This window comes from Pseudomonadota bacterium, from assembly GCA_039028935.1.
Taxonomy (GTDB): Bacteria; Pseudomonadota; Gammaproteobacteria; order Steroidobacterales; family SZUA-146; genus SZUA-146.
On sequence record JBCCHD010000008.1, the window covers coordinates 41,164 to 65,742 of the forward strand.

Here is a 24,579-nt window from a genome sequence, read left to right on the forward strand (position 1 = left end):
GGGGCTGATAATGGGGGCGCGTGCCGCGACCGCCATAACGCCCCGCATCCGCAGCGAGCCTACTAACATAAGCGATAGGACTCGTGGAAAACCCTCACGCGAGCACGAAAAAAAGGCCCGTAATTAGACTGTTTCCATGGGCGCGCTTAACGCGCTGAAGCATAGCGGGATTATTACGCGGCGTTGGGTGTGGATTGAGCGCGCATTGGATTTATGTCAAATCAATCCACCGCGTTATTTGAATTGCGTCGCACCAATGCGCGGTGCAGGAGGGGGCACTTCCGCAAACGGAGTGGGCTACGTTCGCCACGCGGCGAGCGTGACCAGGCAATTTGGGCGATACGTCGACGACATGTGTCGCGCGACTAGAACATCTCGCGTTCGGGAAAATCGATAGTGGTATTGGCAATGCCATTGATGGAGTTGGTCATGATGTTCTTCACCACCTGGCCCACAATCTCGACGATTTGCGCCTCGCTCAGTCCAGCGTCGAGCGCCCGTCGTACAGCTGAGTTGTCGCCGTGTCCATGATTACCATTGATCGATATGGCCAGATTGAGTACGGCTTGTTCAACCGGATCTTTGGACTTGCCTTTTTGCGCGGCCACGATTTCTTCATCGCTCATGCCCAGGCGCGCAGCAATGGCCGAATGGGCGGCAACACAATAACCACAACTGTTGTCATTGCTGACAACCAGTGCAATTTTTTCGTTGAGCTTGGCGCTTAATGTGCCGTTCGACAGATGTTCGGTAAGCGCGAGCTGTGCCGCTAGCGTGGTGGGCGCCTGCGCCATGACCGCATACACATTGGGCACCATGCCAAGCTGGTGGTGCAGCTGGTCAAGTAAGTCTTTGGCCAGACCGTCGGCCGACTCTCGATCGATGGTTTTAAATTGCGACATGGCGTTCCCCGCGCGCGGCCACGTGTCGTGGGCCAGATTGAATGTGCCAACTTGTCGTGCTGGCGTCAAATCGAGCGTACGGCTGGTGCATGACAGCTAGGTGAAATACCCAGCCAAGACCGGCAATCGTTAAATCATTATTCATCTTGATCACTGTGTCGTAGCTGGCCCTGTCGGGTCTCCCCTTGCTGGTTGGCCTGCCAATATTCCAGCGTGTCGGCGTTGAGGCAAGTAAGCCACTGATCGCCGTAAGCGTAGGTGTCAATCAACAGCGTGTGCTCGTGATCACCGATCTCGCCATCGTACTGGGTTGTGTGTCCGCAAATGACCCGATGGTCGGAATGGTAGGGCCGGGGTTTCGATACCTTCTTCCAATACAAATGTCGATCATCTTGTTCGTCCAGCGGTCGTTTGGGTTTGACGCTGGCATGGACGAATATCTGCGAATCCGCCTCGTAATACGGCAACGTATTCTCCAAAAACTGCCAGTGTTCAATGGGAATGCTGGCCTGCCAATCGGCACCCGTTGTGTACTGATACGAATAAAGCGTTTCCTCACCGCCGAAATGTTGCCAGGCAAAAAACCGTTCTGCGTTGTCGCGGGCGTCGAGCATCATCACCTCGTGATTCCCGCGAAGTGTGATCAGTTTGGCAGGGCCGGCGTAGTCGAGCAGGTAGTCGATCACGCCTTTGGAGTCGGGGCCGCGATCGACATAGTCGCCGAGCAGCACAAGCGTATCGTCGCGTGTGAGCGGCAAACGTTCTACGAGTCCCGTCAGTGCGGTTAGGCAACCGTGGATGTCGCCGATGGCGTAATGGCTCATGCAGTCAGGCGTTCAGGTCTGGAATTAAGGCGCTTTCAAGGCGAGTAATGTTGTCTTTAATATACAGTTTGCGCTTTTTAAGGCGTCGCAGTTTGAGCTGGTCGACCGACGGGTCTTCGCTGAGGGTGATGATTTTAGAGTCAAGGTCGCGGTGGGCGATGCGCAGCTCCTTGAGCTTCTCCCGATTCTTAAAACACTCTGTATCGATGGTCATAGTGCCCGACATCCTGCCGCCCGACGGCGGTATCGCTGCGTCGTATTCTACACGCGCGTTCTTCCGGATGGGCTACTTTGACGCCATAATGTCGGCAATTTTGCGCTGCAGCAGTTTGAGCGATCGTCGTGTTTCGGTGACGAAACAATCGCTTAGTTGATTGAAAATAAGGGTTAAGTGGCATCGTACGGCCACGGATCTGCGACTCGGCGGCCGCATCCACATGCCGTTAGTGAATCTCCCGCGCCTGAAGCCCGAGATTGGCCACCTGTGCGCCGACAAACACGATAAAGCCTTGGCGCCGATTCTCGCCGTTTTCGCTGTAATCAAACGTAAACACCCGTCGAAAACGCAGACCACTGGGCGAGTTGATCAGGCTGAGTTTGGCAAATGAAACGGTGCCATCGAGAAACTGGACATCCGCTCGACGACAGCCTTGGCGTGCCACCTCGTTGGCCAGCTCACGAATTTTCATGGTGTCGAACCAAAACCAACTGGCCGTTAGAAGGAGCACCAAAATCAGATAGGGCCACATGCTGAGCTTAATCCTGTAGCGGCCTTAACCAATCGACGGAGTCGTCGCCGATCACAAAAAAATGCGGATTGAGAATGTCGGCCTTGGCGTTGTAGCGAAGGGGGCTGCCATTCAGATCGACCACCTGTCCGCCGGCTGCCGACACCACGGCGTGCGCAGCGGCGGTGTCCCACTCGGATGTCGGACCGAGTCGCGGGTAGAGGTCGGCGCGGCCGGCGGCCACTAGGCACAGTTTTAATGAGCTGCCCATCGGCGTCATCTCGTGCGGGCCGAGCCGCGACAGATACTCATCAAGCAGGGCGCCGCGGTGTGAGCGACTGCCCACGACCACCGGTGTCTCCTTGCAGGGGCGCACCTGGATGGTTGTTCTATCGTCCTCGTGGATCAGAAACGCGCCGGATTGCGTGTCGCCGCAATAGGTGTCGCCCGAGACCGGCACATGCACCACGCCCAGTACCGGCGCATGGTCGCGAATGAGCGCAATGTTCACGGTGAACTCGCCGTTGCGCTTTACAAACTCCTTGGTGCCGTCGAGTGGATCCACGAGCCAGTAGGGATCCCAGTCCCGTCGCGTTTCCCACTCGATGGTGGCCGACTCTTCCGACAGAATCGGAATATCCGGCGTGAGCGCCTGCAGCTGTTCCACAATATACGTGTGCGCGGCCAGATCCGCCGCCGTGAGTGGCGACTCATCGGCTTTGTGCTCCACGTTAAAGTCGGAGTCATACACGTCGAGAATTCGGCGACCGGCACCGCATGCGATGTCGATCATCGGCTCAAGCCAATCACTATAGGACAAGACGCTCTTCCTTCCGCAGTCAACAGACCGGTAGTATAGCCAACATGACCGCACCAATGCTTGACGATATTCCCTGGCAGCACCTCGATACGGTGCTGCTGGACATGGACGGCACGTTGCTCGACCTGGCGTTCGACACGCGCTTTTGGCTGCATACCTTGCCGGCCCATATTGCGGCGGTCAAAGGCATCTCAGTCGATGAGGCAACCCAGCGCGTTATCGCCCACGCGGACCGCACGCGAGGCACGCTCGATTGGTATTGCCTCGATCATTGGACGCGTTCGATCGGCGTGGATATCCGCTCGGTAAAGCAAACACAGAGTCATCTGGTGCGCTGGCTGCCTGGGGCGGAGGACTTTCTGCGGGCACTCCAGCGACTGCCGGCGCGTCGCATTCTGGCCACCAATGCGCATCCGTTTATCTTGGCCATCAAACAGGCAGAAGTGCACGTGCAGCGCTATTTCGATCGCGCGATTACCTCACACGACTTCGACGCGCCCAAAGAGTATCCCGCCTTCTGGTCGGCACTCGAACGCAGTTTTGGTATCGACCTGTCACGCACCGTACTGATCGACGACAGCATCAACGTACTGGAAGCCGCCCAACGCGCGGGCGTTGCCTATCGGATCGAAATCATGCGACCCGACTCGGAGTTTGGTAAGGCGGGTCGAGGCGCGGACCACGGTCTTGACGCGATGGAAGTGGACAGCGTGGCCGAGATCACCGACACCGTACTCGCCATGGGTTAACCGTCCGTCCGTGCGGTGGCCTTTTCACCGCGCCGTGCGGATGGTTACTGCAAAGGCGCCTCGCGCGTCCGCCGTTTGGTGGTATTGCTATTCGCTCGCCGGTTTGGGCTTACGTCGTCGACGCCGACGCTTGGGTTTCTTCGAAGCCTGTCCCTCATTGCCCGAGGCTTTTTGCGATGGGGAAGGACGACCGCCTTTGCGCGGACCGCCTCGTCGTGGGGGTGGGCGACGCCGTTTGAGCGTGGGGATGGTGATGTCGGCCAGGAGCGCTTGCTCTACCGGTTCCATTGGCAGCCGATAACCCACATATTTTTCGATATCGGGCAGGCCTTGGGCGTAGTTTTCGCAGCCGAAACTGATGGCGTCGCCATAGGAGCCCGCACGCGCCGTGCGGCCAATGCGATGCACATAGTCTTCGGGATCTTGCGGCAAATCGTAGTTGAATACATGGCTCACGTTATCGATATGGAGGCCGCGCGAGGCCACATCCGTGCCCACTAGAATTTGCAGCTCACCGCTTTGAAACTTCTTGAGCATGCTCATGCGTTTCTTTTGCGGCACGTCGCCGGAGATGGCGAGCGCGCTGAAGTCATTAGCGATGAGTGTGGCTTGCACCAGTTCCGCTGCGCGCTTGGTGTTCACAAACACCATGGTGCGGCTGGGATCGGTTTTGCGCAAAATGCCCACCAGAAGCCGGAGCTTTTCGTCGTTGGCCGGGTAGTATATGACCTGCCGAATGCGATCCGCCGCCACCGACTCGGCCTCAATGCGAATCAACTTAGGGTCATTCATATGCTCGTACGCCAGCTCAAGCACGCGTTGTGAGAGTGTTGCCGAGAACATGAGGTTGAGTCGGGCCTGGGGCTCAGGCAGCCGACGCAGCACGTAGCGAATGTCTTTAATAAAGCCAAGGTCAAACATGCGATCAGCCTCATCGAGAATCACCACGCTGATGTGCTTGAGACCAAACACCTTTTGTTTGAAATAGTCGATCAGGCGGCCGGGTGTGCCGATCAGTACATCGCAGCCGTTTTCGATGGCGACGCGTTGCTTTTCATAGTCGGTGCCGCCGAAGGCCAGGCACAGTTTGTAATCGCATCCTTCGTTGAGCACCACCGCATCGTTGTAAATCTGGATCGCAAGCTCGCGTGTCGGCGCCAATATGATGGCGCGCGGATCGTTGGGACGACGATTGTCGTCGGGCGAGGTGGTGGTCAGACGATTGAGCATGGCCAGCAGAAAGGCCGCCGATTTACCGGTGCCGGTTTGCGCTTGTCCGGCGACGTCGCCCCCAGCCAACGCCACGGGCAGTGCACCGGCCTGAATGGGCGTGCAAAACTCGAACCCGGCCGATTCAACCCCTTTTAGTACGTTCGGGTGTAAATCCAGGGTGGAAAAGGCAGTTTCGGACAGATGCGTAGAGGTCATATTGTGGCCTGGTGTTGTTTTTGGGCATAAAAGGCTTGCATATTGGACAGATTGCAGGCCAAAATAAGGTCTACAACAGCTTCGCCGACTCTATCGCGAAGCGACAAACAGACAGCGCAGGTAAAACATCCGGATCATTGTGCCTTATCCGGTTCGCGCCGTCACTGTTAATACCCAATTCCTATACGACACGATCCCGTCCAATCGCCTTCTCAGGGTTCCAATTCATTCCGTTTTAGACGAACACATTCACAACGCTATCTCTTGGAGGACTATCGCAGTGAGCGATCAAAACCAATCCCATTCAGCGGCCGCGGCCCCCATTCACACAACCGACGCCGATTTTGAGGCCGACGTACTGCAATCTGATATTCCAGTACTGGTGGACTTCTGGGCGGAATGGTGTGGTCCGTGCAAGATGATTGCCCCGGTGCTTGACGAAGTGGCTAGCGAATACGCCGGTAAGGTCAAAATCGCCAAGCTCGACATCGACAAGCATCCGCAAATCGCCGGCAAATACGCGGTGCGCAGTATTCCGACATTGATGCTGTTTAAAAACGGTCAGGTCGAATCACAAAGCGCTGGTGTCGTGTCAAAAGGCAAGCTTATCGCAACCCTGGAAAATTCATTATGAGAGGTTACCTCGGTAGTTCCGCTCGCGGTGCCGGCAAAGGCAACGACGGCGGTCCCAAGAAAAACAATAACCGCGGCGGCAAAAAGTCGGGCGGCAATAAATCGCGCCGTAAGCGTAGGCCAAAGCGCGAGGATTACGATGATGAGGATCTCGGTACCGTCGGTGAGGAGGAGCTGGCCCTAAGTGAAACGGCCATGAAACTCTCCGACCTCAAAATCAAACCCATTGCTGAACTGGTCGACATGGCCAACGACATGGAGCTTGAAGGGGTTGCACGACTCCGCCGACAAGACATCATCTTCGGCATCCTCAAAGCGCAAGCCGCTAAAGGTGAAGACATTTGGGGTGACGGGGTGCTCGAGATTTTGCAGGACGGCTTTGGCTTCTTGCGCTCGGCCAACAGCTCCTACCTCGCGGGTCCCGACGACATTTATGTGTCGCCGAGTCAGATTCGACGCTTCAGTCTGCGCACCGGTGACACCATTTCCGGATTGATCCGGCCTCCGAAAGAAGGTGAGCGTTACTTTGCCTTGTTGAAAGTCGGTCAGATCAACATGGACAAGCCGGAGAATGCGCGCAACAAGGTTCTCTTTGAAAACCTTACGCCGCTGTTCCCGCGCAAGCGTCTGAAAATGGAAATCGGTAACGGCAGTACCGAGGATCTCACGGCCCGCATTATCGACATGGCAGCGCCGATCGGAAAAGGGCAGCGTGGTCTTATCGTCTCGCCACCCAAAGCCGGTAAAACCATCTTGCTGCAAAACATTGCCCATTCCATTACGCACAACCATCCCGAATGCTCACTCATCGTGCTGCTCATCGATGAGCGTCCCGAAGAAGTGACCGAGATGGCGCGATCGGTGCGTGGCGAAGTGGTGTCGAGTACCTTCGACGAACCGGCAAGCCGGCACGTGCAGGTGGCCGAGATGGTCATCGAAAAAGCCAAACGGCTCACCGAGCACAAACAGGATGTCGTGATTCTGCTCGACTCGATCACCCGTCTTGCACGTGCCTACAACACCGTCGTGCCCTCGTCGGGTAAGGTGCTCACCGGTGGTGTGGACGCCAACGCACTGCACCGACCCAAGCGCTTCTTTGGTGCAGCCCGCAACATTGAAGAAGGCGGCAGCCTCACCATCATCGCCACCGCGCTGGTCGACACCGGCTCGCGAATGGACGATGTGATTTTCGAAGAGTTCAAGGGCACCGGTAACATGGAAGTGCATCTTGATCGTCGCATTGCCGAGAAGCGCACGTTCCCTGCGATCAACATCAATCGTTCCGGTACGCGAAAAGAAGAGCTGCTTACCGATCCGGAAGAGTTGGCCAAGATTTGGATTCTGCGCAAGCTATTGCATCCGATGGATGAGATTGCTGCGATCGAATTCTTGCTGGGTAAGCTCAAGGATACTAAGACGAATGATCAGTTCTACGAGAGCATGAAGCGATAACTTCAGTGGAATCTGCTGAAATTAAAAACCCCGCCTAGTGCGGGGTTTTTTGTGGGTGAGGGTGCCGGTATCACAGTCCGCGATTGCCGGGGGTTAGTAAATCTCGACAAATTCCTAATAACGATTTATTTCCGTGATAAATTATTGTTATGAAGAACAACTCCACACAATTGTAGTTATGTTTACTAACAGCGTGACTAAATGACATTGTACGAGTATGCGTTTCGAGTATGGTTCGATACTGAGGTGCCGTTGGCCTCGGATTGGGTAAGTCTGCAATTACAAGGCAATTTAGAATTGGAATTGGAGTTCTTAGAAGTATTTGATGCGATATCGGAAGGTGAGGCGCAATCTATTCTCGTGTCTATAGCCAAAAGACATGAAGACTTCGCTCCATATTCAGTGAGTAGTATTGAAGTTGCTTCGCAGATAGTTTTGGAACATTGCAAGGCACTAATCATGGATGAGATTACTCCTTTCGAGTTTTGTCATTTTATTGGAAGAATGGATGCCTACCAATTAGAGTTCAATGATCCTAGACGACGAGAGGGCGAATTTGTCGGAGTCGAAATGGGGGATCTATATGAGTGTTGTGATTGGTGCGATAAAACTTGGACAAAGAAGAATGCAACCCATCTTTATGATGAAGCAAGTCGTATGTTTACAAAGGACTTCCTTGTTAGTGATTAGGCCGAAACATAACAAATCGATGCAACCGACGGCTATTCGCCGTCGCTTTCTCATGCAAAGATCAGCCGCGGCTGATCTTAGTAGTTATACGTCTCTATGAAAGCTCGAGCGCGTAAGAATACTGAGATGACCTTCATATCTCCCGGGAAAGAGTACGAAGTCATAGGCATTGAGGCAGATGATTTTAGAATCATTAATAATATGAATGAACCATGCTTGTACGACCCAGCTCTATTTGAACTCATTGATGAAGCTGAACCAAATTTCTGGGTGTCTGAAATTGGCGAAGATGGAGAAAGATATGCCTACCCGACATCATGGATTCAGCCAGGGTTCTTCGAAGATTTTCACGACGGCGATGAGAAGGTGATTAATCGATTTTGGAAAGAATGCAGGACGTTTTATGAAATTTAGGCCGACGTATAACAAACCACTGCAACGGACCCTCGGCACGCCCGCGCATTTTGCTACCGCAAAATACACGAGCGCGCTAATGGCCGCTGAGTTTAATAGTTATATGTCTTCGATCGGATGAGTGCCATCGCGCGACTGGTCGGATTTCTGTGCCTTGGAATGTCCTTCTCTTGCAGTAGTAAAGACGTTGATACTGATGAACCAGCCGGTCCAATAAATGTCGATCACATATTGGAAGAAGTCATTGCCGGAGGCGGGAGAGTCGAATTAAGAGATAGAAGTGATTCGGTCTGTAAATACCTGGACGCAGTAGAGGCCTACTATTCAGTTCCGTTAGGGAAAAGACTGGCAGCAAGAGTGGAATCGGAAGATTTTCGATTTTTGTTCTTAATGGGTGGTTACATGCCAAGAATCCATGGCATAGATGATCACCAGGAGCGCAGTTGTGTCGTCGACAAATATGGTTTTGAAGAGGTGAATGCGCCAACGGACGCAATCTCATGTCAAGGAGAGATGGCTGTCTATGGAAAAATTGCGACTTACACGGAAGACTACAATAATATGCTCAGGAAATATTTGAAGAGTAATACCAAGTATGAGTGTGACACATAACAAATCACTGCAACGGACCCTCTGTACGCCCGCACGTTCTGCTATCGCAAATCGCACGACCGCGCTAATGGCCGCTGAGTTTAATAGTTACATGGCGCTTCCACGAATTTTGCTATTCGTTCTTATAATCTCCATTTGTCATTCGGTGAAAGCCCAGGATCCAGCAGACTTTGATATACGGGATGTGGATCCATCAGAGTCGCTTGCTTACGGTATTTACGTCAATTCTGAGGAGCAAGAACCGAAAAGCGCAGGGAAATGGTGCATCAATTTCTCGTTTCCAGAGACCAGTCCATTGGTGAAGGATCTTGTGCACATAAATACGTTTGGCAGGTTAGTTTCTAACGACGGCAATGATACAGAGTTACGATTTCATCTGCCTACCACGGTCAGCTTTGAAAAGGAGGGCTACTTTCGGTCAATGTTGTGCGGCTCCAAGAGGTACTTGGAAGTCTCCGAAGTAAGTATCGTGTACGACTTAGAGAGTGAGAGAGGTATGATGGCTCAACATAGCAGTCTTATTAGCGGGGAGCGCATGGTACTGGTTTTTTCAAATTTACGCTCTTTGTTCAACTAACGATGCCATTTAAGAAATCGTTGCAACAGAATCTCGCCGTGCCCGCTCGTTCTACTACCGAAAAATGCACGACCCCGCTGGCGGACGTCGACTTTAATAGTTAGGCGTACTGGAGACGTTTATCATGCCTCGTGGTCATGAGAAACAGAGAAGAATGGAGCTCCGACGTCAGGCTGGGTTGCGTCAATGGGGCGCGAACGGCGTTGCGAGATCAGTTGGTGGGATCTCAAGAATTGCGTACGCGTGCTTTGACTGTAGGGTTTCGCAAAAACGCGAACGCTCGGCTTCGAATGTAGAGGTATGCCCACGATGTGGCGGGAAGTTGTATAAGATGGGTTGGTCGCTCACTGCCCCCAAAAAAGAAGACGCTAAACAGTGGCAGAAAATTCAGCTATTATTTGCATCAGGATTCAGATTTTTCGGTAGCGGTCTTCCTGAGGGCGAGGTTCCATTACCCAAGACTTTGTCTGAAGCGCGTAAATTTGTGGAGGAACAGAAGTCACACTATCTCAGAGTTGAGAAACAGATTCCGGAACTCCTTCCATGAGCACACCTACCAAATCGCTGCAACAGGCCGTCGGCACGCCCGCGCATTTGCTGTCGAAAGATACACGAGTGCACTAACGGCCGCTGAGTTTAATCGTTAGGCCGCCGCTGAGATAGTTACCTCAAATGCAAGTAGAAGTATTACCTGGGGCTCCACTGTTCGGTTGGGATTACGATTCTGTTCGGAACTACGTAAACACATGCGGTCTGAAAGTGGGTGATAGCATGGTGATCTACAGTACTGAAAACGGTGTCAGTAATTATCGTTTAGCCAGAATTGTCAGAATGGATCAAACGAAGGAATTTAGAATTGTCTTGGATCGCAATGGGCCGATTGGCGGTAGGGCATTTTATCAAACTGGCAAAAACTGCCGTGCGCCAAATTCAGGAACCCGGATGTTGCCTCCGAACAGCGAGTTAGCAGAGCATCTAACTTTTGGCAACCACGTGAGTATGGTGACTCAGTTTGAGGGTGCGTAGTCTAACAGGCGGATGCAGCCGACTTGGAAGGAGGCATTGTATGGGAACTTATCTACTTCAGTTGGCGGCTGATTCTTATAATTATTTGACCGCCGCAGGCCGCTGGTTTTTCGTCGCATTGAGCTTACTTGCTGTTGGCTCTCAGGCTCAGGTATTAGGGCCAATAGTCGAACCGTCGGAAGCGCTTGTGTACGGGGTTTCGGTTGAAGCGATTGAGGAAAAACCGGACGAGAAGTGGTGCGTAGTCCTACAGTATCCGAAAGCAAATATGATTCTGAATGGGCTACTACATAGAGATACGGAATTATCGATAATAGCCAAAGACAAAAAACGAGTAGAGCTGTCTGCTAGTCTGACGAGTGAGGAGGTTTCGGGCGAAGACGGTGTCTTAAGAGCCAAATTTTGCGGAATCAGAGAAACTATAGAGCGTACGAAAGTGGAAATTTTGTTTGCAAATGACGAGTTTATTGAGGACCTGGACTCTCCTTCAAGCTTGATTGGAGGTGACTATACGTGGCTTACGATCAGAAAATTTGGGTCTGTGCTACCTTGAATGAGTCACCTAACAGATCACTGCAGCCGATCCTCGGTGTGCCCGCACGTTTTACCACCACAAAACACACGAGCGCGCTAATGACCGCTGCGTTCAATACTTAGGTATCTAGATTGGATGACGTTAAGCTATTTCGGTCGCTAATCGTCATGTCGATGGTGACGTATACCGTGTGGTATGTCCTTCCTTATATCGAGGTTCGATTTCAATCGGCAGACACCGTAGATTTGCTGAGTTTTTCAGGCTACAACGCGAAAGTGCGGGTTGAAAGTTGGGTGTTTAATGTGTCCCATTTGGTGTTTCTCGCCGCATCGGTACTCATGTACTTCTTCATAGCAATTGGTCGCTCTGTATTTCTCTGGTTCTATTTGTTCTGGTTGGTGCTCAGAGTATTTATGGGCGTAGACATTCAAACCGGTTTGTCAGGTACTCTAGGTAGTATCATTGGCCTATTGGATGGCGCCATAATTTACATGGCTTATTTTTCCAGTGTGGAAAGATACTTTGGCACAGACAATGTCTAGCAAGCGGATCAAGCCGACCGAGGAGAGAGGATCGAATGGAAATTAATGGACGTCAGCCAGTGGCTGATCTTAGTCGTTATGTCGTGAAGAGACGGCATCGTGGCGAATAATCCAGTGGTTCATTTTGAGATCGGCTGCACCAATGTGGCTGAGACCCGGGAATTCTTACGTGGCCTCTTCGACTGGGAAATTGAGGCCTCTGATTCGAGCCCAGCCATCGACTCGCACTCCCCGGGTGGTCTGTCGGGCCACCTTGCGGCACTTGGTCAGGAATGGGGTCAATATGTGACCGTTTATGTCCAAGTTGAGAATTTGGAGGAATCCGTCCAGCGTACCGTTGATCTTGGCGGGAAAGTCCTTGTAAGGCCGGTTGATGTGCCTGGCAAAGGCCGCTTTGCGTGGATCACGCCTCCTGAGGGTCAGATCATTGGGCTTTGGGAGAATCCATGAGTGCGGCATAACCGGGCGTTGCAGCGTCAAATATCTCATCTGAGCCTCCCGGTCACCGCCAGAAGCTCGTCGGCGTCAATCGCGGCCAAACTGAGACGTTAGTCATACCGATTCATGAAAAAAGAAAGCCTTACAGAAGAAGAGAAAAAGTATCTCAACAATCTCCAGGCTATCCCAAAATCTGTCAGATCGAGACTGCTACTTTGGGCCATTGAGGTGGTTCCGGGAAGTTGTATGTTTGGGTATGGCTTATATGCTGACAGCAACGGTTTCCTGATAATGGGCTTCTTGTCCATACTGTATTTTGCACTGTGGAGAATGTACTCACAGTTTCGTGGGTTAAGAATGATTCATAGTATTTACAACAAAAGACTGAAAGCAGGCTCAGATCCGGATGCCTAACCAATCACCGCAACCGACGCTCTGTACATCCGCGCATTTCGCGACCGCACCATTCACGCGTGCGCTCATGGCCGCCGAGCCTAATACTGGTGAAATTGCCCTATGACAACGTGGAATCTAACCGAATCCTATTCGTTTGACGGTCGTGATGTCAGGTTTGGCGTTATGGGAAGTGGGCCGCCTGTCATCGTCGTGCACGGGACTCCTTGGTCCTCATTTAATATGAGGCACATTATCGAAGGCCTATCAGATGGTTTTACGACCTACTATTTTGATCTTATCGGCTACGGTCAATCCGATAAATCGATGGGGGATGTGTCCCTTAGCGTGCAAAACGCGGTTCTTCATCAACTGATCAAGTTTTGGAATCTGGAAAGACCTGCCATCATCGGGCACGACTTCGGCGGTGCCACGGTGTTGCGCACGCATTTGCTTAACCAGCAAGATTTTCAAAAGATAGTGTTAATCGATCCGGTCTCAGTATCGCCGTGGGGGTCGCCCTTCTTCCAGCATGTAAAAGCACATGAAGCGGCCTTCGCCGGAGTCCCCGATTATATCCATGACGCAATTGTCCGTGCCTACATTAATACAGCCGCCTTTGCGCCAATTGACGGTAAGACAATGGAAAGAACTATTCAGCCCTGGACAGGAGAAGAGGGTAAAGCCTCGTTTTACAGGCAAATCGCTCAGGCAAAAGAGGACTATACTGACGACGTACAGCCACGCTATTCCCAAATTAGAACCCCGCTAATGATACTCTGGGGTGCCGAAGACTCCTGGATTCCCATTGAGCGCGGCCGGCTACTGCATTCACTGATCCCTGGATCTTTGTTCTACGAGATTCCAGATGCCGGGCACCTTGTGATCGAAGAGCAGCCCAAACGGCTACTGAAAAAAATACGACCGTTTCTAGAAAATGAATCAATCACATAACCTGCGCAGGCCGACGAACCAGGCCAGTCGCTATGCGCCTGTTCAGACGGCCGATGCTAGTCGTTTTATGGTGTTCACACTGTGAATCTACTGTTTGTGTGCAGCGAGAACCGACTCAGGAGTCCGACCGCTGAGGATGTGTTCCAGTCGTATCCAAATGTCGAGGCGATCGGTGCCGGAACAAATTCAGATGCGCCAACTACCGTAACGGGCGATCTCATTGAGTGGGCCGACGCCATTCTTGTGATGGAACGAAGTCATAGAAACAAGGTGGCTAAAAAATTCAGGCCGCTGTTGAAGGGAAAGAAGTTGGCTGTGTTGGATATTCCAGACGACTTTGAACGAGGCGATCCAGTGCTCATTAGACTGTTAAAAACAAGAGTGCCCAGATATGTCAATATCTAGGTCAAACGGCTGATTGGTGCAACGAATCTTGGCCTGTCCGCATAGTCTCCTCCGTACGTTACGCCACCGCGCCAAACTGGGCTGACCGAAATCGTTATGCGCAATGTTGAAATCGTTCTAGCGCTCATTGGCTTTAGCGTGATTGTCGCTTGCGGCAAACCGGAATTCGCTGAGTGCGCTTCCAGTGGAGTCTCAAACCTCGGTACGGAACCGCAAGTCAGTCATGACATTCAATACGACCTGGATAAGGTCTTACCTCAAGCAAAAAGTGGCGATCCGGCCGCACAAGCCTTAGCGGCGGCGCTTTATTGGCATACTGATCCCAAGGAGGCTGTTGATTGGGCAGATCGGGCGATGAAGAGTGGCTGTATCGATGGCATAGTTATGCTTGCGATTGCCTTCCGCGAAGGGCGAGGCGTCGACAAGGATCTGGAACGTGCGTTTCAACTTTACTTGTTAGCCGCGCAGTCAGGAAGCCGTGCGGCCGCCGGTATTGTGAGTGATATGTATCACAAAGGGGAGGGGATAGAGGCCGATATCGATGAGGCGCTCTATTGGCACGGGCAATCTCGCGGGAATTGATGAGTTCGCCCATAACAGAGCAAGAACGGGTAGTTTGGCTGAAGCGAATGCTCGCAATGCCGGCGAATTATTTATACCGTAACCTGTCAACCAACCGTCAACTCAGAGATAACCGTTTTGAATACCCAGCGATCAATACACGAACGCGAGATTGTTTCGATCAAACGCGAAAGTGTGGACGATAAGAAAATTCAGGGATTCGTTATCAACGAATCGCCCTCCCTATTGCTCCTTCACTATATTTGCGACTTTCGCAGTGACGGGCTCATGGTGCTGAGGAGGTGTGACATATCGAGCATTGAGACTCTCGAGGTCGACCGATTTCAAACCGAGCTACTCAAGGAGGAGGGCGTTTTCGAGTCGATTGATTTTGGTTCGAGCTACAAAGTGGATTCGTGGGAGGAATTTTTCCTCTCCGCAAATGGTCAAAACGAACTATTCATTGTCGAGCAAGAGCTTATCGATGAGCCCGATCTGGCGATCGGCAAGATACTGCGTATCGGCAAGAATCAGATTGACTTGCACTATTTTACAGGGATCGGCCGTTGGTTAGATGAGCTTGATCGAATTGACTACGCCAACATCACGTCCTGCCAGCTCGACACCAACTATATCAATGTCTACAAGCGCTATTTTGAACGTATTGATGCATAACAACTTGCGACCATCTGCCGGGGGCGCGTTTGTGCTTCTTACCGTTGAGTGCAAGCGTGATTTGCATTGCTCGGTGTTCTTTTCATGAGATGGTCGAAACTAAAGAACCGTGTAGAGAAGAAATTCTCGCCATCCCTTGGGAGGCTTGTTGCCATACACAGCACCACCTATGGGGATTGTACATGTGGACACGCTTGGCTTACTGTCGAAAAACAAATCGTAGCCAATTTTTGCACGAGAGCATTCTACAATCGTGCTGCTGGCAACGTGAGAAAAGAAGGCAGGCCATGGGTGACCGATTCAGCGGTTCCTTCGCATGTCTCAGATGCGCAGAACAGTCGGTACGGTGAGGTCGAGTACGGAGAGCTCTCACGACGCGATGCGTATCAGTCCTGCTGGGAATACGTGCATGATTTGAGCGCGGAGCAAGCACTGCGATCTGATGATCCGCTCATACAGGCCTTGGCAACGCTGGATGCTCGTATTGGTAAAAGGCGACTCAAGGCCATACAGTTCGATACGCTGCATCCCTTGGCCGCTCGATTACTTAAGGTCAGAATGCGAGCAGAAGGTATCCACTATGACGAATAACACGCCGCAGCGATGGTCCCTAGGCGTGTCGGACGTAAGGAATCGTTGGGCCGCGAATTAGGATAAGGACGGTAAACGAATGTCAGTAATCAACGCACACCGACTATTCACAGGCCTGCGAATACTCCTTGCGGGCATCATCGCCGCTCACGGCTGGGCTCGCCTCTCGGCTGGTGCCGTTGCACCGTTTGGCGCTTGGCTCGACTCACAGCACATCCCCTTTGGACTAATGATTGCGTATGCGGTTACGTTTATTGAGATTGTCGGCACGCCGTTGTTGGCGTTGGGGCGATTTGTGTCCGTGCTGTGTCTCGCCTATTGCTTGATTTATGCCGCGGGTATTGCCCTGGTCCATGCGCCAGAGGGTTGGTTCGTTGTGGGATTAGGGCGTAACGGCATGGAGTACAGCGTGCTTCTGATTGCCAATTTATTGGGTGTCGCTTATTGGCATTGGACGCTCGACGCTTCAGTCGACTAGGCGGTAGCCGCGTCTTGGGCATTGGCAGTGGCTGGCCAGTACACGAGTCCGCGATCGATTTGCTGATGAGCCAACGCGAGTGACGGGTTGCAGAGGGTACTTTGATGGGCCGCTGGATTCTCACCTTCCGTGTGCCCATTCAGATTCTTGGTTATTGGTTTTATTCTCGATAATCTGAATTCATAGTTCAGCGAGATGGATAGGCTTCACCAAGCATCTCTACATCATTACTCTTAATACTCCTGTACACTTAAGCATCGGAACTGAGTGGTAAAGCGATAGGTGACGAAATAGTCTTTATGTAGCGTTCGATTTTGGCAAACTTTTGGGAGAGGCTTGATGTCAATTTCTAGAAGTGTGCAGCTCGTATCCAAAACCAGATCAGTGTCATTGCATACAAGGGATAGTGAGTATAAAAGAAGTAATTGCTGTGCAATGCGTTTTTGACCCCATTTCACCAAAGTGAATTGTGGGGGACTATTTGCTCGGTAGGAACCGTGATGGTTAGAAAGCAGCTCTTATGGATTCTCTGCGGCGTAATTGGCCTATGGCTGATTAATCTTCTGTGCATGCTGATGATTTACGGTAAGCCGAGTAGCCCAGGCACAGTGGGAGACATGTTTGGTGCGGTAAATGCGCTTTTCTCTGGACTGGCGTTCGCTTTTGTTATTTACGCGATAGTCCTTCAACAGGAAGATCTAAAGCTTCAAAGAAGAGAGTTAGAATTAACCAGGAAAGAATTACAACTGACTCGAAACGAACACGTTCGATCCGCCAATGCACAGGCCAACTCTCTAATTTTCGGAGCACTCGCTTCCCTTTCAACTAGATGGAATTCGCTTCCAATGTTTCGCGCGAGACACGCCGTATCATCACGTTACCTGCGCGCCGGGGAGCTTGAGGAAGGCGTTTGGGAAATTATAGCCGAGTTTTTCGAACATCTAGGTACCTGTTTGCGTGCAGAAGCGATTTCTAGCGGCATAGTATGGGATACCTACAGTTGGTATATCGAGAACTATTGGTTGATCGTTAAAGATACGGTGGTTGATCTCCGTGAGGAAGATGGAGATCCTGCTTATTATGAACGCTTCGAACAGCTCTTTAATCAAATGACTGATATCACTAAGAGTCAGCTCGGTCAGCAGTATAATAGAGATAACGACGCGTTACGTACTTTCTGCACAGCTGAGATTCCTCTGGCAGAAGCAGGTATTGGCACCTTTTCTTCCACCGTTGCTCCCGCAATTATTACGTCTACTGAGAACAGTACCTAACTCATAAAGACAGGATGCAGTTTTATTATGACGCTTGTAATCTAGATAGGTGAGCTAAACGCCTGTCTTTCTTCGGTTAACGGGTGCTATTTCGATCAAAGTGTTGCAATCAGGTTGGTGTTGGCAATGAGTTTCAATATTGAGCTTATTGGTTTTTAGGAAACTTGGTTTGGTGTAGTGTCAACTTCGCGAAGTGCGAGATTTCGGGCTGGTATTGAGGTAACGCGGCTGGAGAAATTATGAGTGATAATGAAGGAAAAATAAAAGTTGTAGCAGAGATTCTTAAGGAAGGTACGGCCTATGACGACGCGGTGAAAGGATTCTTGCATAAGGCAATCGGTGGCCCACTAGAGCAAATGGGTATGATGATGTCGGAGTTTATCGCTTATCGCAGAGCACGTAATCTCGCAAAATTTCATGACAAATTATTAGACGCTATTGATAAATCGAATATTAATGAAGAGCATATTAAGTCGTTATCGCCCGGTCTTGTAATGAAAATCGTAGGTAACTCATCAATGGAGGAGGCTGAGGAGGTGCTTTCTTATGCTGCGAATCTGCTCGTTAATTCGTCGAATCCGAAGTTCGGTTTCACTTTGCAACCTGCTTTCGTGAAACACCTTTCCGAGATTGATGCGTTTTCAACTCGTCTCGTAAGCTATTTGTATTATCGAGATATAGAGGGGATCGTTGAGGAGAGTAGCTTTCTAAGTAATAGCGATGCGGATGAATTTGATAGTTCCATTCATAATCTGATTAGAATGCGGATTGTGTTAGTAGAAGAGGAAACTTCAACAGAAGAAATTATTCAGGCAGCAGAGATCGGCGATCAAGAAAAATTAGCAAAGATTATTCACAAGTCATTTCAAGATAGGTCTATTAATCGCGTATTTAGTATTGAAGAACTTCGCCGAATTCGATTGAGCGGATTTGGTCTGAGGTTTGCCTCTGCATGTGTAAAAGCCTGGTCAAAAGAATAGACTTCTGAGCACTTCGGTCTTGTAGATTCTGGCAGCTTAGTCAATATAGAAATTGTGTTTTGATCACTTTTCTTGATCGGTATCAATATTCGTAATGAGATATTTAAAGAAAAGTTATTTCTACTCGCCCGGAATTCAGGCCGTCTATTCTTCCGCTGCATCACACCTAAAATCGACGGGCCAAACTCTCTGAGACCTGAGCGCCGAGCGATTTTATTCGCTCAGTCTGCGCGCGCTCGACCAGCTCCACATAAGCGCTGAATCGGCGACGGTTGTCGGTGAAGTCATTTAAGAACTGCTGGCTCGCTCTCATCGCTTCAAAGTCGCATTGGGCATCGCCCCAAGAGGCGAGACCGTGGCGGATAAGCTCCGGATGTTTGCGTGCGAGCGGTAGGCGATCAATCTGAATGTCTTTTCGCAGCGTTAACATCCCATGATGTGCCTGATCAAACGATAAAATTGCGGTACGCAGATTCTCGTCGCGTATGAGAACAATGCGCCCTGTCGCAATCAGCTCTTTGATCGTGGGCGGGTAGTGAATGGTGCCGGCCATTATGTGCGAGCGGCCAACGGCGCCGCAATTTTCCCCATTCAGCGCACCCAGTTGTTCTCCTGTGATGAAATAGTCGCGGACTTCGTTCACCTGCGATTCGCGTTCACTGACGACCTGAAGGAAGTCGTCGGCGATCGGCACCAAATCGGCCAGTTCTTGCTGCAAACGCTGCAAATAAACGCCTTCGGTCTCGCGATCATTCCGTTGATCGTTCCAGTTGGACACCTGGATACCGATAAAGACGCCAACGACCAGGATGACAAATTCGATGGCGACCGCAGACCAGTCCTGGTTCTTTATCTGCGTGGAGAGTCGGCGAAGGATCATGATCCCACGCCCACGGCATTGCGCATCTGACGATTAGGCTCGCTAGGTTCGAATCGATGGTTTGTGGTGACGATAGTCAGGGAGGCAATAAGAATATGAACTGGTTCCATGGCCTGGCCGCTCCTTGGGCTACGTTCAAACAGGGATGAATACAGTCGGGCAACTGTCGCAGCCCGCACTATTCTACGTCAATTTATACGGTCTAGCGGAATCGGCGACCAGGAGCCGGTATTAGCGCGCGTATAGCGTCTAACGACTGCCCAATGTCGTCTTACGCTGCAGGTCAAACCGCTTAATCCAATTGCCAAAGACCGTGTCAGCCAGTTGCTGCATAGCCGGTAAATAGCGCGGCACGTCTTCCCGAATGCGCGAGGGGTGGATGTAGTCGGTCACGGTGGCAAGCTCGGCCACATTCACAGGTACGGTGAGCCAGCGTTCGATCAGCTTTTGATCCACTTCAAGATGAAACTGAAAGCCATAGGCGCACGCGCCGTGCGCAAAGGCCTGTACCGGGCAGTCGTCGGACGACGCGAGCCAGCGCGCACCTTCCGGTAGCGTCAACTGATCGCCATGCCAGTGAAAGAGCATTGGTGAGTCGTTTAGGTCTTTAAGAATGGGATCCTCGCGGCCCTCGTCACAAAGCGAAACGGGATACCAGCCGATCTCTTTGCGTGCGCCGGGTTTCACACGCGCGCCCAGCGCTTTGGCGAGCAGCTGCGCGCCAAGACAGATGCCTAGCACCTGCATGTTGCGGTCAAGCGCATCGCGAATAAGCGTGACTTCGGTGGCCAGATTCGGGTAGTCGTCGATTTGATCGACGTTCATCGGGCCACCCAACACGATGAGTCCGGCGTATCCATCGAGCGACGGGACTTGGTGAGGGTCGCGCGCAAAATTGACATAGCGAATGCGAAACCCGGCGTTTTTTAACATTGGATCCAATGTACCGAGCGGTTCAAACGGTACGTGCTGAAAGACAAGTATTTTGCGTTTTTTCATGGTTTGAACCGGCCAAGCTTGCGGAGTGTATCGGCGTAAAACGGTCAAGATTCCAAGCGGGACATCACGGTAGCTGAATGGTCACCATCAAGCCACCGACGCTGCGGTTGGCCAGACTCATTCGACCGCCATGGGCCTCAACGATTTCGCGGCATAGCGGCAGACCCAAGCCGCTGCCGGTTTTCTTAGTGGAGTAAAACGGAAGTAGGGCGCTGGCGAGCACCGCCGGCGACATTCCAGCGCCGCGATCACTCACCACGATGCGCCAACCGGGGTTGAGCGCATAAATATCGAGGGTCACATCATCGGGCTCTGAGCCGCTTTCGTGGGCGTTCTTGAGCAGGTTGATGAGCACCTGCTCCATCTGCCCAGGATCCATGCGCACCTCGCCGGCAGGCACTTCGTTATACATGGAAAAGGTTATTGTCTGTTTGAGATTATCGAGAAAGCCTGACCACTCGATCGCTTCGATGCGCGGCGCCGGGAGTCGTGCGAAGCGCGCATACCCTTCAATAAACGTTTTCAAATGCAGCGCCCGTTCTTCGATGGTAGAGAAAATGGTGTCGAGGCGTTTTCGATCGTCATCGGTGTTCGCGCCGCGTTGATGGATGGTCGCGCCTGAGTGGGCCATCGACGAAATGGGGGCGAGCGAGTTGTTTAGCTCGTGACTGATGACGCGAATCACCTTTTTCCAGGTGGCCACTTCCTGTCGATTCAACTCCTGCGTGAGGTGTTTGAAAAGATAGAGCCGATGGTTGCGCACATTGAGCGTGAAATTACTGCGCGATAAATGAAACGTCTGCGGCTCTTCGCCTTCGACGGTAAACAGACCATCGTTATTGCGCGCCACCGCCTCACCAAAGGCCGGGTCGGCGTTGGCCAACACACGCTCGAATGATTCGCCGTTGAGGGGTTTGCCGTCCCACAGCAGGCGGCGCGCTGCGGCGTTGCTGTATACGATTTTTTTCCCCGCATCGACCAGTACGAGTGCGAGCGTGGTGGTTTGAATGACCGTATCGAGCAGAAGCTCGCGCTGATACAGGCTTTGGCGTTCTTGACGCAGCACGGTGCCGAGCTCATTGTGTGCGTCAACCAGTTGCCCCAGCTCGTCGGTGCGTAAATTGGCCACCGACACACTGAAGTCGCTGTCTTTCATGCTCGCGACATTATCGCTAAGGGCTGTGAGTAATTCGGTCGCAGGACGGATAATGCGGCGCGAGAGAAAAAGCCACACCACAACGGCGGTCAGCAACGACACGCTCAGCGCCAGTCGCGCCTGATTTTGCCCTAGGCTAAATAAGAACGCGCCAAGACCGCCTGCGATCAATAGAGCAAGCAACCCGGTGAGGACCAATTTTCCTTCAAATGATGAGCGCATGAGCGACAACGAGCCTTGGATTTGAGGCTAGCTTAAACCATTTGGCTGCGATTGGTTATTTGGGAATGCCAAACTTTTCCATGCGTCGATAAAGCGCCTGACGGCTGAGCCCGAGTTCACGCGCTGCGCGGGCAATCACTCCGCCATGCCGGCCGAGTGCCTGCTGGATGGTTTCCTCATCGAGATCGGCACTTGCTGTCGGAGTGGTGTCGAGTTTTAAGGCAAGATCTTCCACATCAATAACCGAGTCGGTGCTAAGGAGCGCCGCGCGTTTCACGCAGTTTTGCAGTTCGCGCACATTGCCCGGCCAATTATGCTGCCGTAGGGCCTGCTCGGCGGCCGAACTAAAGCGGTGTTGATCACCCAGAAAATGGTGGGCCAGCGGCAGAATGTCGGCCTGACGTTCCACGAGCGGGGGCACACTAAGTTCGATCAGATTGAGGCGATACAACAAGTCTTCACGAAACTCGCCCCGTGCCACGGCTTCGGTCAAATCGCTATTGGTGGCGCTGATAGTGCGCACAGTCACCCGCCGTGTTCGGTTGCTGCCGAGGCGTTCAAACTCGCCGCTTTGCAACACCCGCAAAAGCTTGGCTTGCCCTTCCAACGGAAGATTGCCGATCTCATCCAAAAAGAGCGTACCGCCGTCGGCCGCTTCAAAGCGTCCGGTACGTTCCTTGCCGGCGCCGGTGTAGGCACCGGCCTCCGCGCCAAACAGCTCGCTTTCGATAAGATCCGGCGGCAAGGCGCCGGCGTTGACGGTGATGAAGGGGCCGTCGGCAACCGTTGAGTTGGCCTGCACAATATGCGCGAGTTTCTCTTTGCCGGCGCCATTCGCGCCGGTGATGAGCACTGGCACATCGGACCGGGCGATGCGTGTCGCCACCGACACCACCTCGTGCATCGCTCGGCTGGCGTACACCAATCCACACAGGTCGTAGTTTTGCGCTAGCTTGTTGTGTTGATCGCGACGTTCTCGGTCGTTCTCGCGCGTAAGCTGTGTCGCCTCGCGCAGTTCGAGCAGATTACGCACCGTGGTCATGAGTTTGGCGTCGTCCCACGGTTTGGCCAGATAATCCGACGCGCCATCGCGCACCAGTTCGACGGCGGTTTCAAGGTGCGTCCAGGCCGTCAGCAACACGATGGGTAAGTCGGCGTCGAGTTTGCGCAGCTGATAGTACAGCTGCACGCCCTCTTCGCCAGACGTCGTGTCGCCCGTGAAGTTCATGTCTTGGATCACCAGGTCGATATCCCCCCTGGCGACGCGTTGTAGCCCACTTTCAGGATCATTGGCGGTGACGGCCTCGACGCCGTTTACATCGAGCAGCATGCTGAGTGCGCTGCACACGCCGTCGTTATCGTCGATGATCAGAACTTTGCTCATATTGGCGTCGGAAACTCCGTTTAGTGGATGCCGTTATACCGTGCGGGTAGCAACGGCCGGTGAGATATTCGACGCGCGTCGCGCAGGCCCGGCGGCGGCAAGTAAGCCAAGCAGCCACAAGGCGGCGATGCCCGCCGGCACGTACCAATAGTTGAGCCGTTCCAGGCCAAATGCGTCGCTTAACCAGATGTTGAGCGCGACGGCCAGGATGCTACCGATGGCAACGCCGATCGACGTTAATAACCAATTCTCAGTCATGAAGTACGAGATGATATCGCGTTTGCGTGCTCCGATGGCGCGTCGCGTACCGATTTGCTTCGTGCGTTGGTTGACGGTGAAGCTCGCCAAACCAACGATGCCGAGACCGGCGACAATAAACAACAGTACGACAACAATCATGAGAATCACGGCCACCGCATTATCACGAGAATAGGCGTGCTCCGCCATGTTTTGCATCGTGCGCGTCGCGTTCACAACACGCTGCACGTCGCGGTTCTCAAGCGCTTCTTCGATCACCGGGACCATTTCGTCGGCCTTTCCAGGTTCAACGCGAATGGCGTAGCGTGTCCATGAGCGTTCCGGCACCTCGGGCAGTAGCACCACTTGCATCACGTTGGGCCAGTTAACCCACGATCCCATCATGCGATCGATTACGCCAATGATCTGCGCGCCCTGTCCAAGGTTGTTGTAAATCATACGGCCCACCACATCCGGCGTCTCGTAGAGCGCTTCGGCCATGTCTTTTGAAATAACCGCAACGGATGGCATGAAGCCGCCGTTTTGTTCCTCGGTCGAGCGCCAATTAACTTCCTCGGGCGAGAACATTCTCCCCGCGTATAACGTGACGCCTAACGTTTCCATCACGCCTTCGGAAACCCGATAATAGTTGGCCACTTCCGAGTTGGGTTCTTCCCCGTCTGAGTCTCGAAAGCCATTCGCCGATCCACTGCCGCTCAGCGGCACCGATTCCATGGCGGCGGAGGCCACCACGCCGGGCAGTGCATTGAGCATGGCAAGATCCTCGCGCACCGTGGCCAGATGGTCGTACTCGTTGCCGAAACCCTGAACGCGGGTTGAGACAATGTTGTTAACGTCCATGCCGGTGGCGCGGCCGATGTGTTCGAGACGCTGTTGGATAATGAACACAGCGTTGACCACGATGGCGAGGGTGAGAGCGATTTGGCCGACCACCAAGATGGCACCGGTGCGGTTGCGAAGCAGTGCGCTGAAGATAGGTCGTATGGTCATGACAGTTCC

General features: G+C 52.5%; 28 protein-coding genes. 17 read left to right on the forward strand and 11 right to left on the reverse strand.

Annotated elements, in window-relative coordinates; all coding sequences use genetic code 11:
- Positions 1-365 precede the first annotated feature (365 nt).
- The 5 genes from AAF465_05720 to cysQ all read right to left on the reverse strand — a co-directional run bounded on the left by AAF465_05720 (position 366) and on the right by cysQ (position 3,247).
- Entirely contained in the window at positions 366-902 is a 537-nt protein-coding gene (locus AAF465_05720; GenBank protein MEM7082212.1) for a carboxymuconolactone decarboxylase family protein, read from the reverse strand.
- Positions 903-1,039: 137 nt separating this feature from the next.
- On the reverse strand, positions 1,040-1,726 hold the full coding sequence (locus AAF465_05725) for a metallophosphoesterase family protein (protein MEM7082213.1): 687 nt from the start codon (positions 1,724-1,726) through the stop codon (positions 1,040-1,042).
- 4 nt (positions 1,727-1,730) lie between these two features.
- Positions 1,731-1,940: a DUF465 domain-containing protein gene (locus AAF465_05730; GenBank protein ID MEM7082214.1), complete on the reverse strand. Its 210-nt coding sequence runs from the start codon at positions 1,938-1,940 to the stop codon at positions 1,731-1,733.
- A 229-nt stretch (positions 1,941-2,169) separates the two neighbouring features.
- Entirely contained in the window at positions 2,170-2,475 is a 306-nt protein-coding gene (locus tag AAF465_05735) for a DUF3301 domain-containing protein (GenBank protein MEM7082215.1), read from the reverse strand.
- A gap of 7 nt (positions 2,476-2,482) precedes the next feature.
- Entirely contained in the window at positions 2,483-3,247 is a 765-nt protein-coding gene (cysQ, locus tag AAF465_05740; protein ID MEM7082216.1) for a 3'(2'),5'-bisphosphate nucleotidase CysQ, read from the reverse strand.
- A 71-nt stretch (positions 3,248-3,318) separates the two neighbouring features.
- Between cysQ and AAF465_05745 the strand changes: the two genes are divergently transcribed.
- Positions 3,319-4,023 carry an HAD-IA family hydrolase gene (locus tag AAF465_05745; GenBank protein MEM7082217.1) on the forward strand — a complete coding sequence of 235 codons (705 nt, stop codon included), beginning with the start codon at positions 3,319-3,321 and terminating at the stop codon, positions 4,021-4,023.
- Between the two features lie 87 nt (positions 4,024-4,110).
- Here AAF465_05745 and AAF465_05750 read toward each other — a convergent pair whose 3' ends face one another.
- Positions 4,111-5,451 (reverse strand): DEAD/DEAH box helicase, encoded by a 1,341-nt coding sequence (locus tag AAF465_05750; protein ID MEM7082218.1) that lies wholly within the window; start codon positions 5,449-5,451, stop codon positions 4,111-4,113.
- 322 nt (positions 5,452-5,773) lie between these two features.
- Here AAF465_05750 and trxA point away from each other — a divergent pair, with 322 nt between their 5' ends.
- The 16 genes from trxA to AAF465_05830 all read left to right on the forward strand — a co-directional run bounded on the left by trxA (position 5,774) and on the right by AAF465_05830 (position 18,681).
- Positions 5,774-6,085, forward strand: coding sequence for a thioredoxin TrxA (gene trxA / locus AAF465_05755; GenBank protein ID MEM7082219.1), 312 nt, complete (start codon positions 5,774-5,776; stop codon positions 6,083-6,085).
- A gap of 194 nt (positions 6,086-6,279) precedes the next feature.
- On the forward strand, positions 6,280-7,536 hold the full coding sequence (gene rho / locus AAF465_05760; protein ID MEM7082220.1) for a transcription termination factor Rho: 1,257 nt from the start codon (positions 6,280-6,282) through the stop codon (positions 7,534-7,536).
- 201 nt (positions 7,537-7,737) lie between these two features.
- On the forward strand, positions 7,738-8,226 hold the full coding sequence (locus tag AAF465_05765; protein MEM7082221.1) for a hypothetical protein: 489 nt from the start codon (positions 7,738-7,740) through the stop codon (positions 8,224-8,226).
- A 96-nt stretch (positions 8,227-8,322) separates the two neighbouring features.
- A complete protein-coding gene (locus AAF465_05770) occupies positions 8,323-8,640 on the forward strand; it encodes a hypothetical protein (GenBank protein ID MEM7082222.1) in 318 nt (105 codons plus the stop codon).
- Between the two features lie 117 nt (positions 8,641-8,757).
- A complete protein-coding gene (locus AAF465_05775; protein ID MEM7082223.1) occupies positions 8,758-9,252 on the forward strand; it encodes a hypothetical protein in 495 nt (164 codons plus the stop codon).
- 1,643 nt (positions 9,253-10,895) lie between these two features.
- A complete protein-coding gene (locus AAF465_05780; protein ID MEM7082224.1) occupies positions 10,896-11,408 on the forward strand; it encodes a hypothetical protein in 513 nt (170 codons plus the stop codon).
- A 113-nt stretch (positions 11,409-11,521) separates the two neighbouring features.
- Positions 11,522-11,932, forward strand: a complete 411-nt coding sequence (locus tag AAF465_05785; GenBank protein MEM7082225.1) for a hypothetical protein — start codon at positions 11,522-11,524, stop codon at positions 11,930-11,932.
- A gap of 99 nt (positions 11,933-12,031) precedes the next feature.
- Complete coding sequence (locus AAF465_05790; GenBank protein ID MEM7082226.1) at positions 12,032-12,382, forward strand: VOC family protein; 351 nt, start codon at positions 12,032-12,034, stop codon at positions 12,380-12,382.
- Positions 12,383-12,886: 504 nt separating this feature from the next.
- Positions 12,887-13,717 (forward strand): alpha/beta hydrolase, encoded by an 831-nt coding sequence (locus AAF465_05795; protein ID MEM7082227.1) that lies wholly within the window; start codon positions 12,887-12,889, stop codon positions 13,715-13,717.
- An 81-nt stretch (positions 13,718-13,798) separates the two neighbouring features.
- The gene (locus tag AAF465_05800; GenBank protein MEM7082228.1) at positions 13,799-14,122 is read left to right on the forward strand and encodes a phosphotyrosine protein phosphatase; all 324 of its coding nucleotides are present in this window, start codon (positions 13,799-13,801) and stop codon (positions 14,120-14,122) included.
- A 96-nt stretch (positions 14,123-14,218) separates the two neighbouring features.
- The gene (locus AAF465_05805) at positions 14,219-14,704 is read left to right on the forward strand and encodes a hypothetical protein (protein MEM7082229.1); all 486 of its coding nucleotides are present in this window, start codon (positions 14,219-14,221) and stop codon (positions 14,702-14,704) included.
- A 174-nt stretch (positions 14,705-14,878) separates the two neighbouring features.
- Positions 14,879-15,358, forward strand: a complete 480-nt coding sequence (locus AAF465_05810) for a hypothetical protein (GenBank protein ID MEM7082230.1) — start codon at positions 14,879-14,881, stop codon at positions 15,356-15,358.
- A gap of 84 nt (positions 15,359-15,442) precedes the next feature.
- On the forward strand, positions 15,443-15,949 hold the full coding sequence (locus AAF465_05815; GenBank protein ID MEM7082231.1) for a hypothetical protein: 507 nt from the start codon (positions 15,443-15,445) through the stop codon (positions 15,947-15,949).
- 79 nt (positions 15,950-16,028) lie between these two features.
- Positions 16,029-16,427 (forward strand): DoxX family protein, encoded by a 399-nt coding sequence (locus AAF465_05820; protein ID MEM7082232.1) that lies wholly within the window; start codon positions 16,029-16,031, stop codon positions 16,425-16,427.
- 500 nt (positions 16,428-16,927) lie between these two features.
- The gene (locus tag AAF465_05825) at positions 16,928-17,701 is read left to right on the forward strand and encodes a hypothetical protein (GenBank protein MEM7082233.1); all 774 of its coding nucleotides are present in this window, start codon (positions 16,928-16,930) and stop codon (positions 17,699-17,701) included.
- A 239-nt stretch (positions 17,702-17,940) separates the two neighbouring features.
- Entirely contained in the window at positions 17,941-18,681 is a 741-nt protein-coding gene (locus AAF465_05830; GenBank protein MEM7082234.1) for an Abi-alpha family protein, read from the forward strand.
- Positions 18,682-18,847: 166 nt separating this feature from the next.
- Here the strand turns inward: AAF465_05830 and AAF465_05835 are convergent, their stop codons facing one another.
- From AAF465_05835 to AAF465_05855, 5 genes are all read right to left on the reverse strand, one after another.
- A complete protein-coding gene (locus AAF465_05835; protein MEM7082235.1) occupies positions 18,848-19,561 on the reverse strand; it encodes a DUF6090 family protein in 714 nt (237 codons plus the stop codon).
- A gap of 249 nt (positions 19,562-19,810) precedes the next feature.
- Positions 19,811-20,560 carry a gamma-glutamyl-gamma-aminobutyrate hydrolase family protein gene (locus AAF465_05840; protein MEM7082236.1) on the reverse strand — a complete coding sequence of 250 codons (750 nt, stop codon included), beginning with the start codon at positions 20,558-20,560 and terminating at the stop codon, positions 19,811-19,813.
- A 64-nt stretch (positions 20,561-20,624) separates the two neighbouring features.
- The gene (locus AAF465_05845) at positions 20,625-21,938 is read right to left on the reverse strand and encodes an ATP-binding protein (protein ID MEM7082237.1); all 1,314 of its coding nucleotides are present in this window, start codon (positions 21,936-21,938) and stop codon (positions 20,625-20,627) included.
- A gap of 55 nt (positions 21,939-21,993) precedes the next feature.
- Positions 21,994-23,322: a sigma-54 dependent transcriptional regulator gene (locus AAF465_05850; protein MEM7082238.1), complete on the reverse strand. Its 1,329-nt coding sequence runs from the start codon at positions 23,320-23,322 to the stop codon at positions 21,994-21,996.
- Positions 23,323-23,355: 33 nt separating this feature from the next.
- Positions 23,356-24,570, reverse strand: coding sequence for an FtsX-like permease family protein (locus AAF465_05855; protein MEM7082239.1), 1,215 nt, complete (start codon positions 24,568-24,570; stop codon positions 23,356-23,358).
- Positions 24,571-24,579: the final 9 nt, after the last annotated feature.

Coding starts and splice junctions, on each gene's coding strand:
- AAF465_05770 (MEM7082222.1), top strand. CDS start 8,323: ATGAAAGCTCGAGCGCGTAAGAATACTGAGATGACCTTCATATCTCCC.
- AAF465_05845 (MEM7082237.1), bottom strand. CDS start 21,938: ATGCGCTCATCATTTGAAGGAAAATTGGTCCTCACCGGGTTGCTTGCT.
- AAF465_05725 (MEM7082213.1), bottom strand. CDS start 1,726: ATGAGCCATTACGCCATCGGCGACATCCACGGTTGCCTAACCGCACTG.
- AAF465_05775 (MEM7082223.1), top strand. CDS start 8,758: ATGAGTGCCATCGCGCGACTGGTCGGATTTCTGTGCCTTGGAATGTCC.
- AAF465_05750 (MEM7082218.1), bottom strand. CDS start 5,451: ATGACCTCTACGCATCTGTCCGAAACTGCCTTTTCCACCCTGGATTTA.
- AAF465_05780 (MEM7082224.1), top strand. CDS start 10,896: ATGGGAACTTATCTACTTCAGTTGGCGGCTGATTCTTATAATTATTTG.
- AAF465_05765 (MEM7082221.1), top strand. CDS start 7,738: ATGACATTGTACGAGTATGCGTTTCGAGTATGGTTCGATACTGAGGTG.
- cysQ (MEM7082216.1), bottom strand. CDS start 3,247: ATGATCGACATCGCATGCGGTGCCGGTCGCCGAATTCTCGACGTGTAT.
- AAF465_05830 (MEM7082234.1), top strand. CDS start 17,941: ATGAGTGATAATGAAGGAAAAATAAAAGTTGTAGCAGAGATTCTTAAG.
- AAF465_05820 (MEM7082232.1), top strand. CDS start 16,029: ATGTCAGTAATCAACGCACACCGACTATTCACAGGCCTGCGAATACTC.
- AAF465_05805 (MEM7082229.1), top strand. CDS start 14,219: ATGCGCAATGTTGAAATCGTTCTAGCGCTCATTGGCTTTAGCGTGATT.
- AAF465_05840 (MEM7082236.1), bottom strand. CDS start 20,560: ATGAAAAAACGCAAAATACTTGTCTTTCAGCACGTACCGTTTGAACCG.
- AAF465_05835 (MEM7082235.1), bottom strand. CDS start 19,561: ATGATCCTTCGCCGACTCTCCACGCAGATAAAGAACCAGGACTGGTCT.
- AAF465_05825 (MEM7082233.1), top strand. CDS start 16,928: ATGGTTAGAAAGCAGCTCTTATGGATTCTCTGCGGCGTAATTGGCCTA.
- AAF465_05795 (MEM7082227.1), top strand. CDS start 12,887: ATGACAACGTGGAATCTAACCGAATCCTATTCGTTTGACGGTCGTGAT.
- AAF465_05745 (MEM7082217.1), top strand. CDS start 3,319: ATGACCGCACCAATGCTTGACGATATTCCCTGGCAGCACCTCGATACG.
- AAF465_05730 (MEM7082214.1), bottom strand. CDS start 1,940: ATGACCATCGATACAGAGTGTTTTAAGAATCGGGAGAAGCTCAAGGAG.
- AAF465_05735 (MEM7082215.1), bottom strand. CDS start 2,475: ATGTGGCCCTATCTGATTTTGGTGCTCCTTCTAACGGCCAGTTGGTTT.
- AAF465_05720 (MEM7082212.1), bottom strand. CDS start 902: ATGTCGCAATTTAAAACCATCGATCGAGAGTCGGCCGACGGTCTGGCC.
- AAF465_05850 (MEM7082238.1), bottom strand. CDS start 23,322: ATGAGCAAAGTTCTGATCATCGACGATAACGACGGCGTGTGCAGCGCA.
- AAF465_05855 (MEM7082239.1), bottom strand. CDS start 24,570: ATGACCATACGACCTATCTTCAGCGCACTGCTTCGCAACCGCACCGGT.
- rho (MEM7082220.1), top strand. CDS start 6,280: ATGAAACTCTCCGACCTCAAAATCAAACCCATTGCTGAACTGGTCGAC.
- AAF465_05815 (MEM7082231.1), top strand. CDS start 15,443: ATGAGATGGTCGAAACTAAAGAACCGTGTAGAGAAGAAATTCTCGCCA.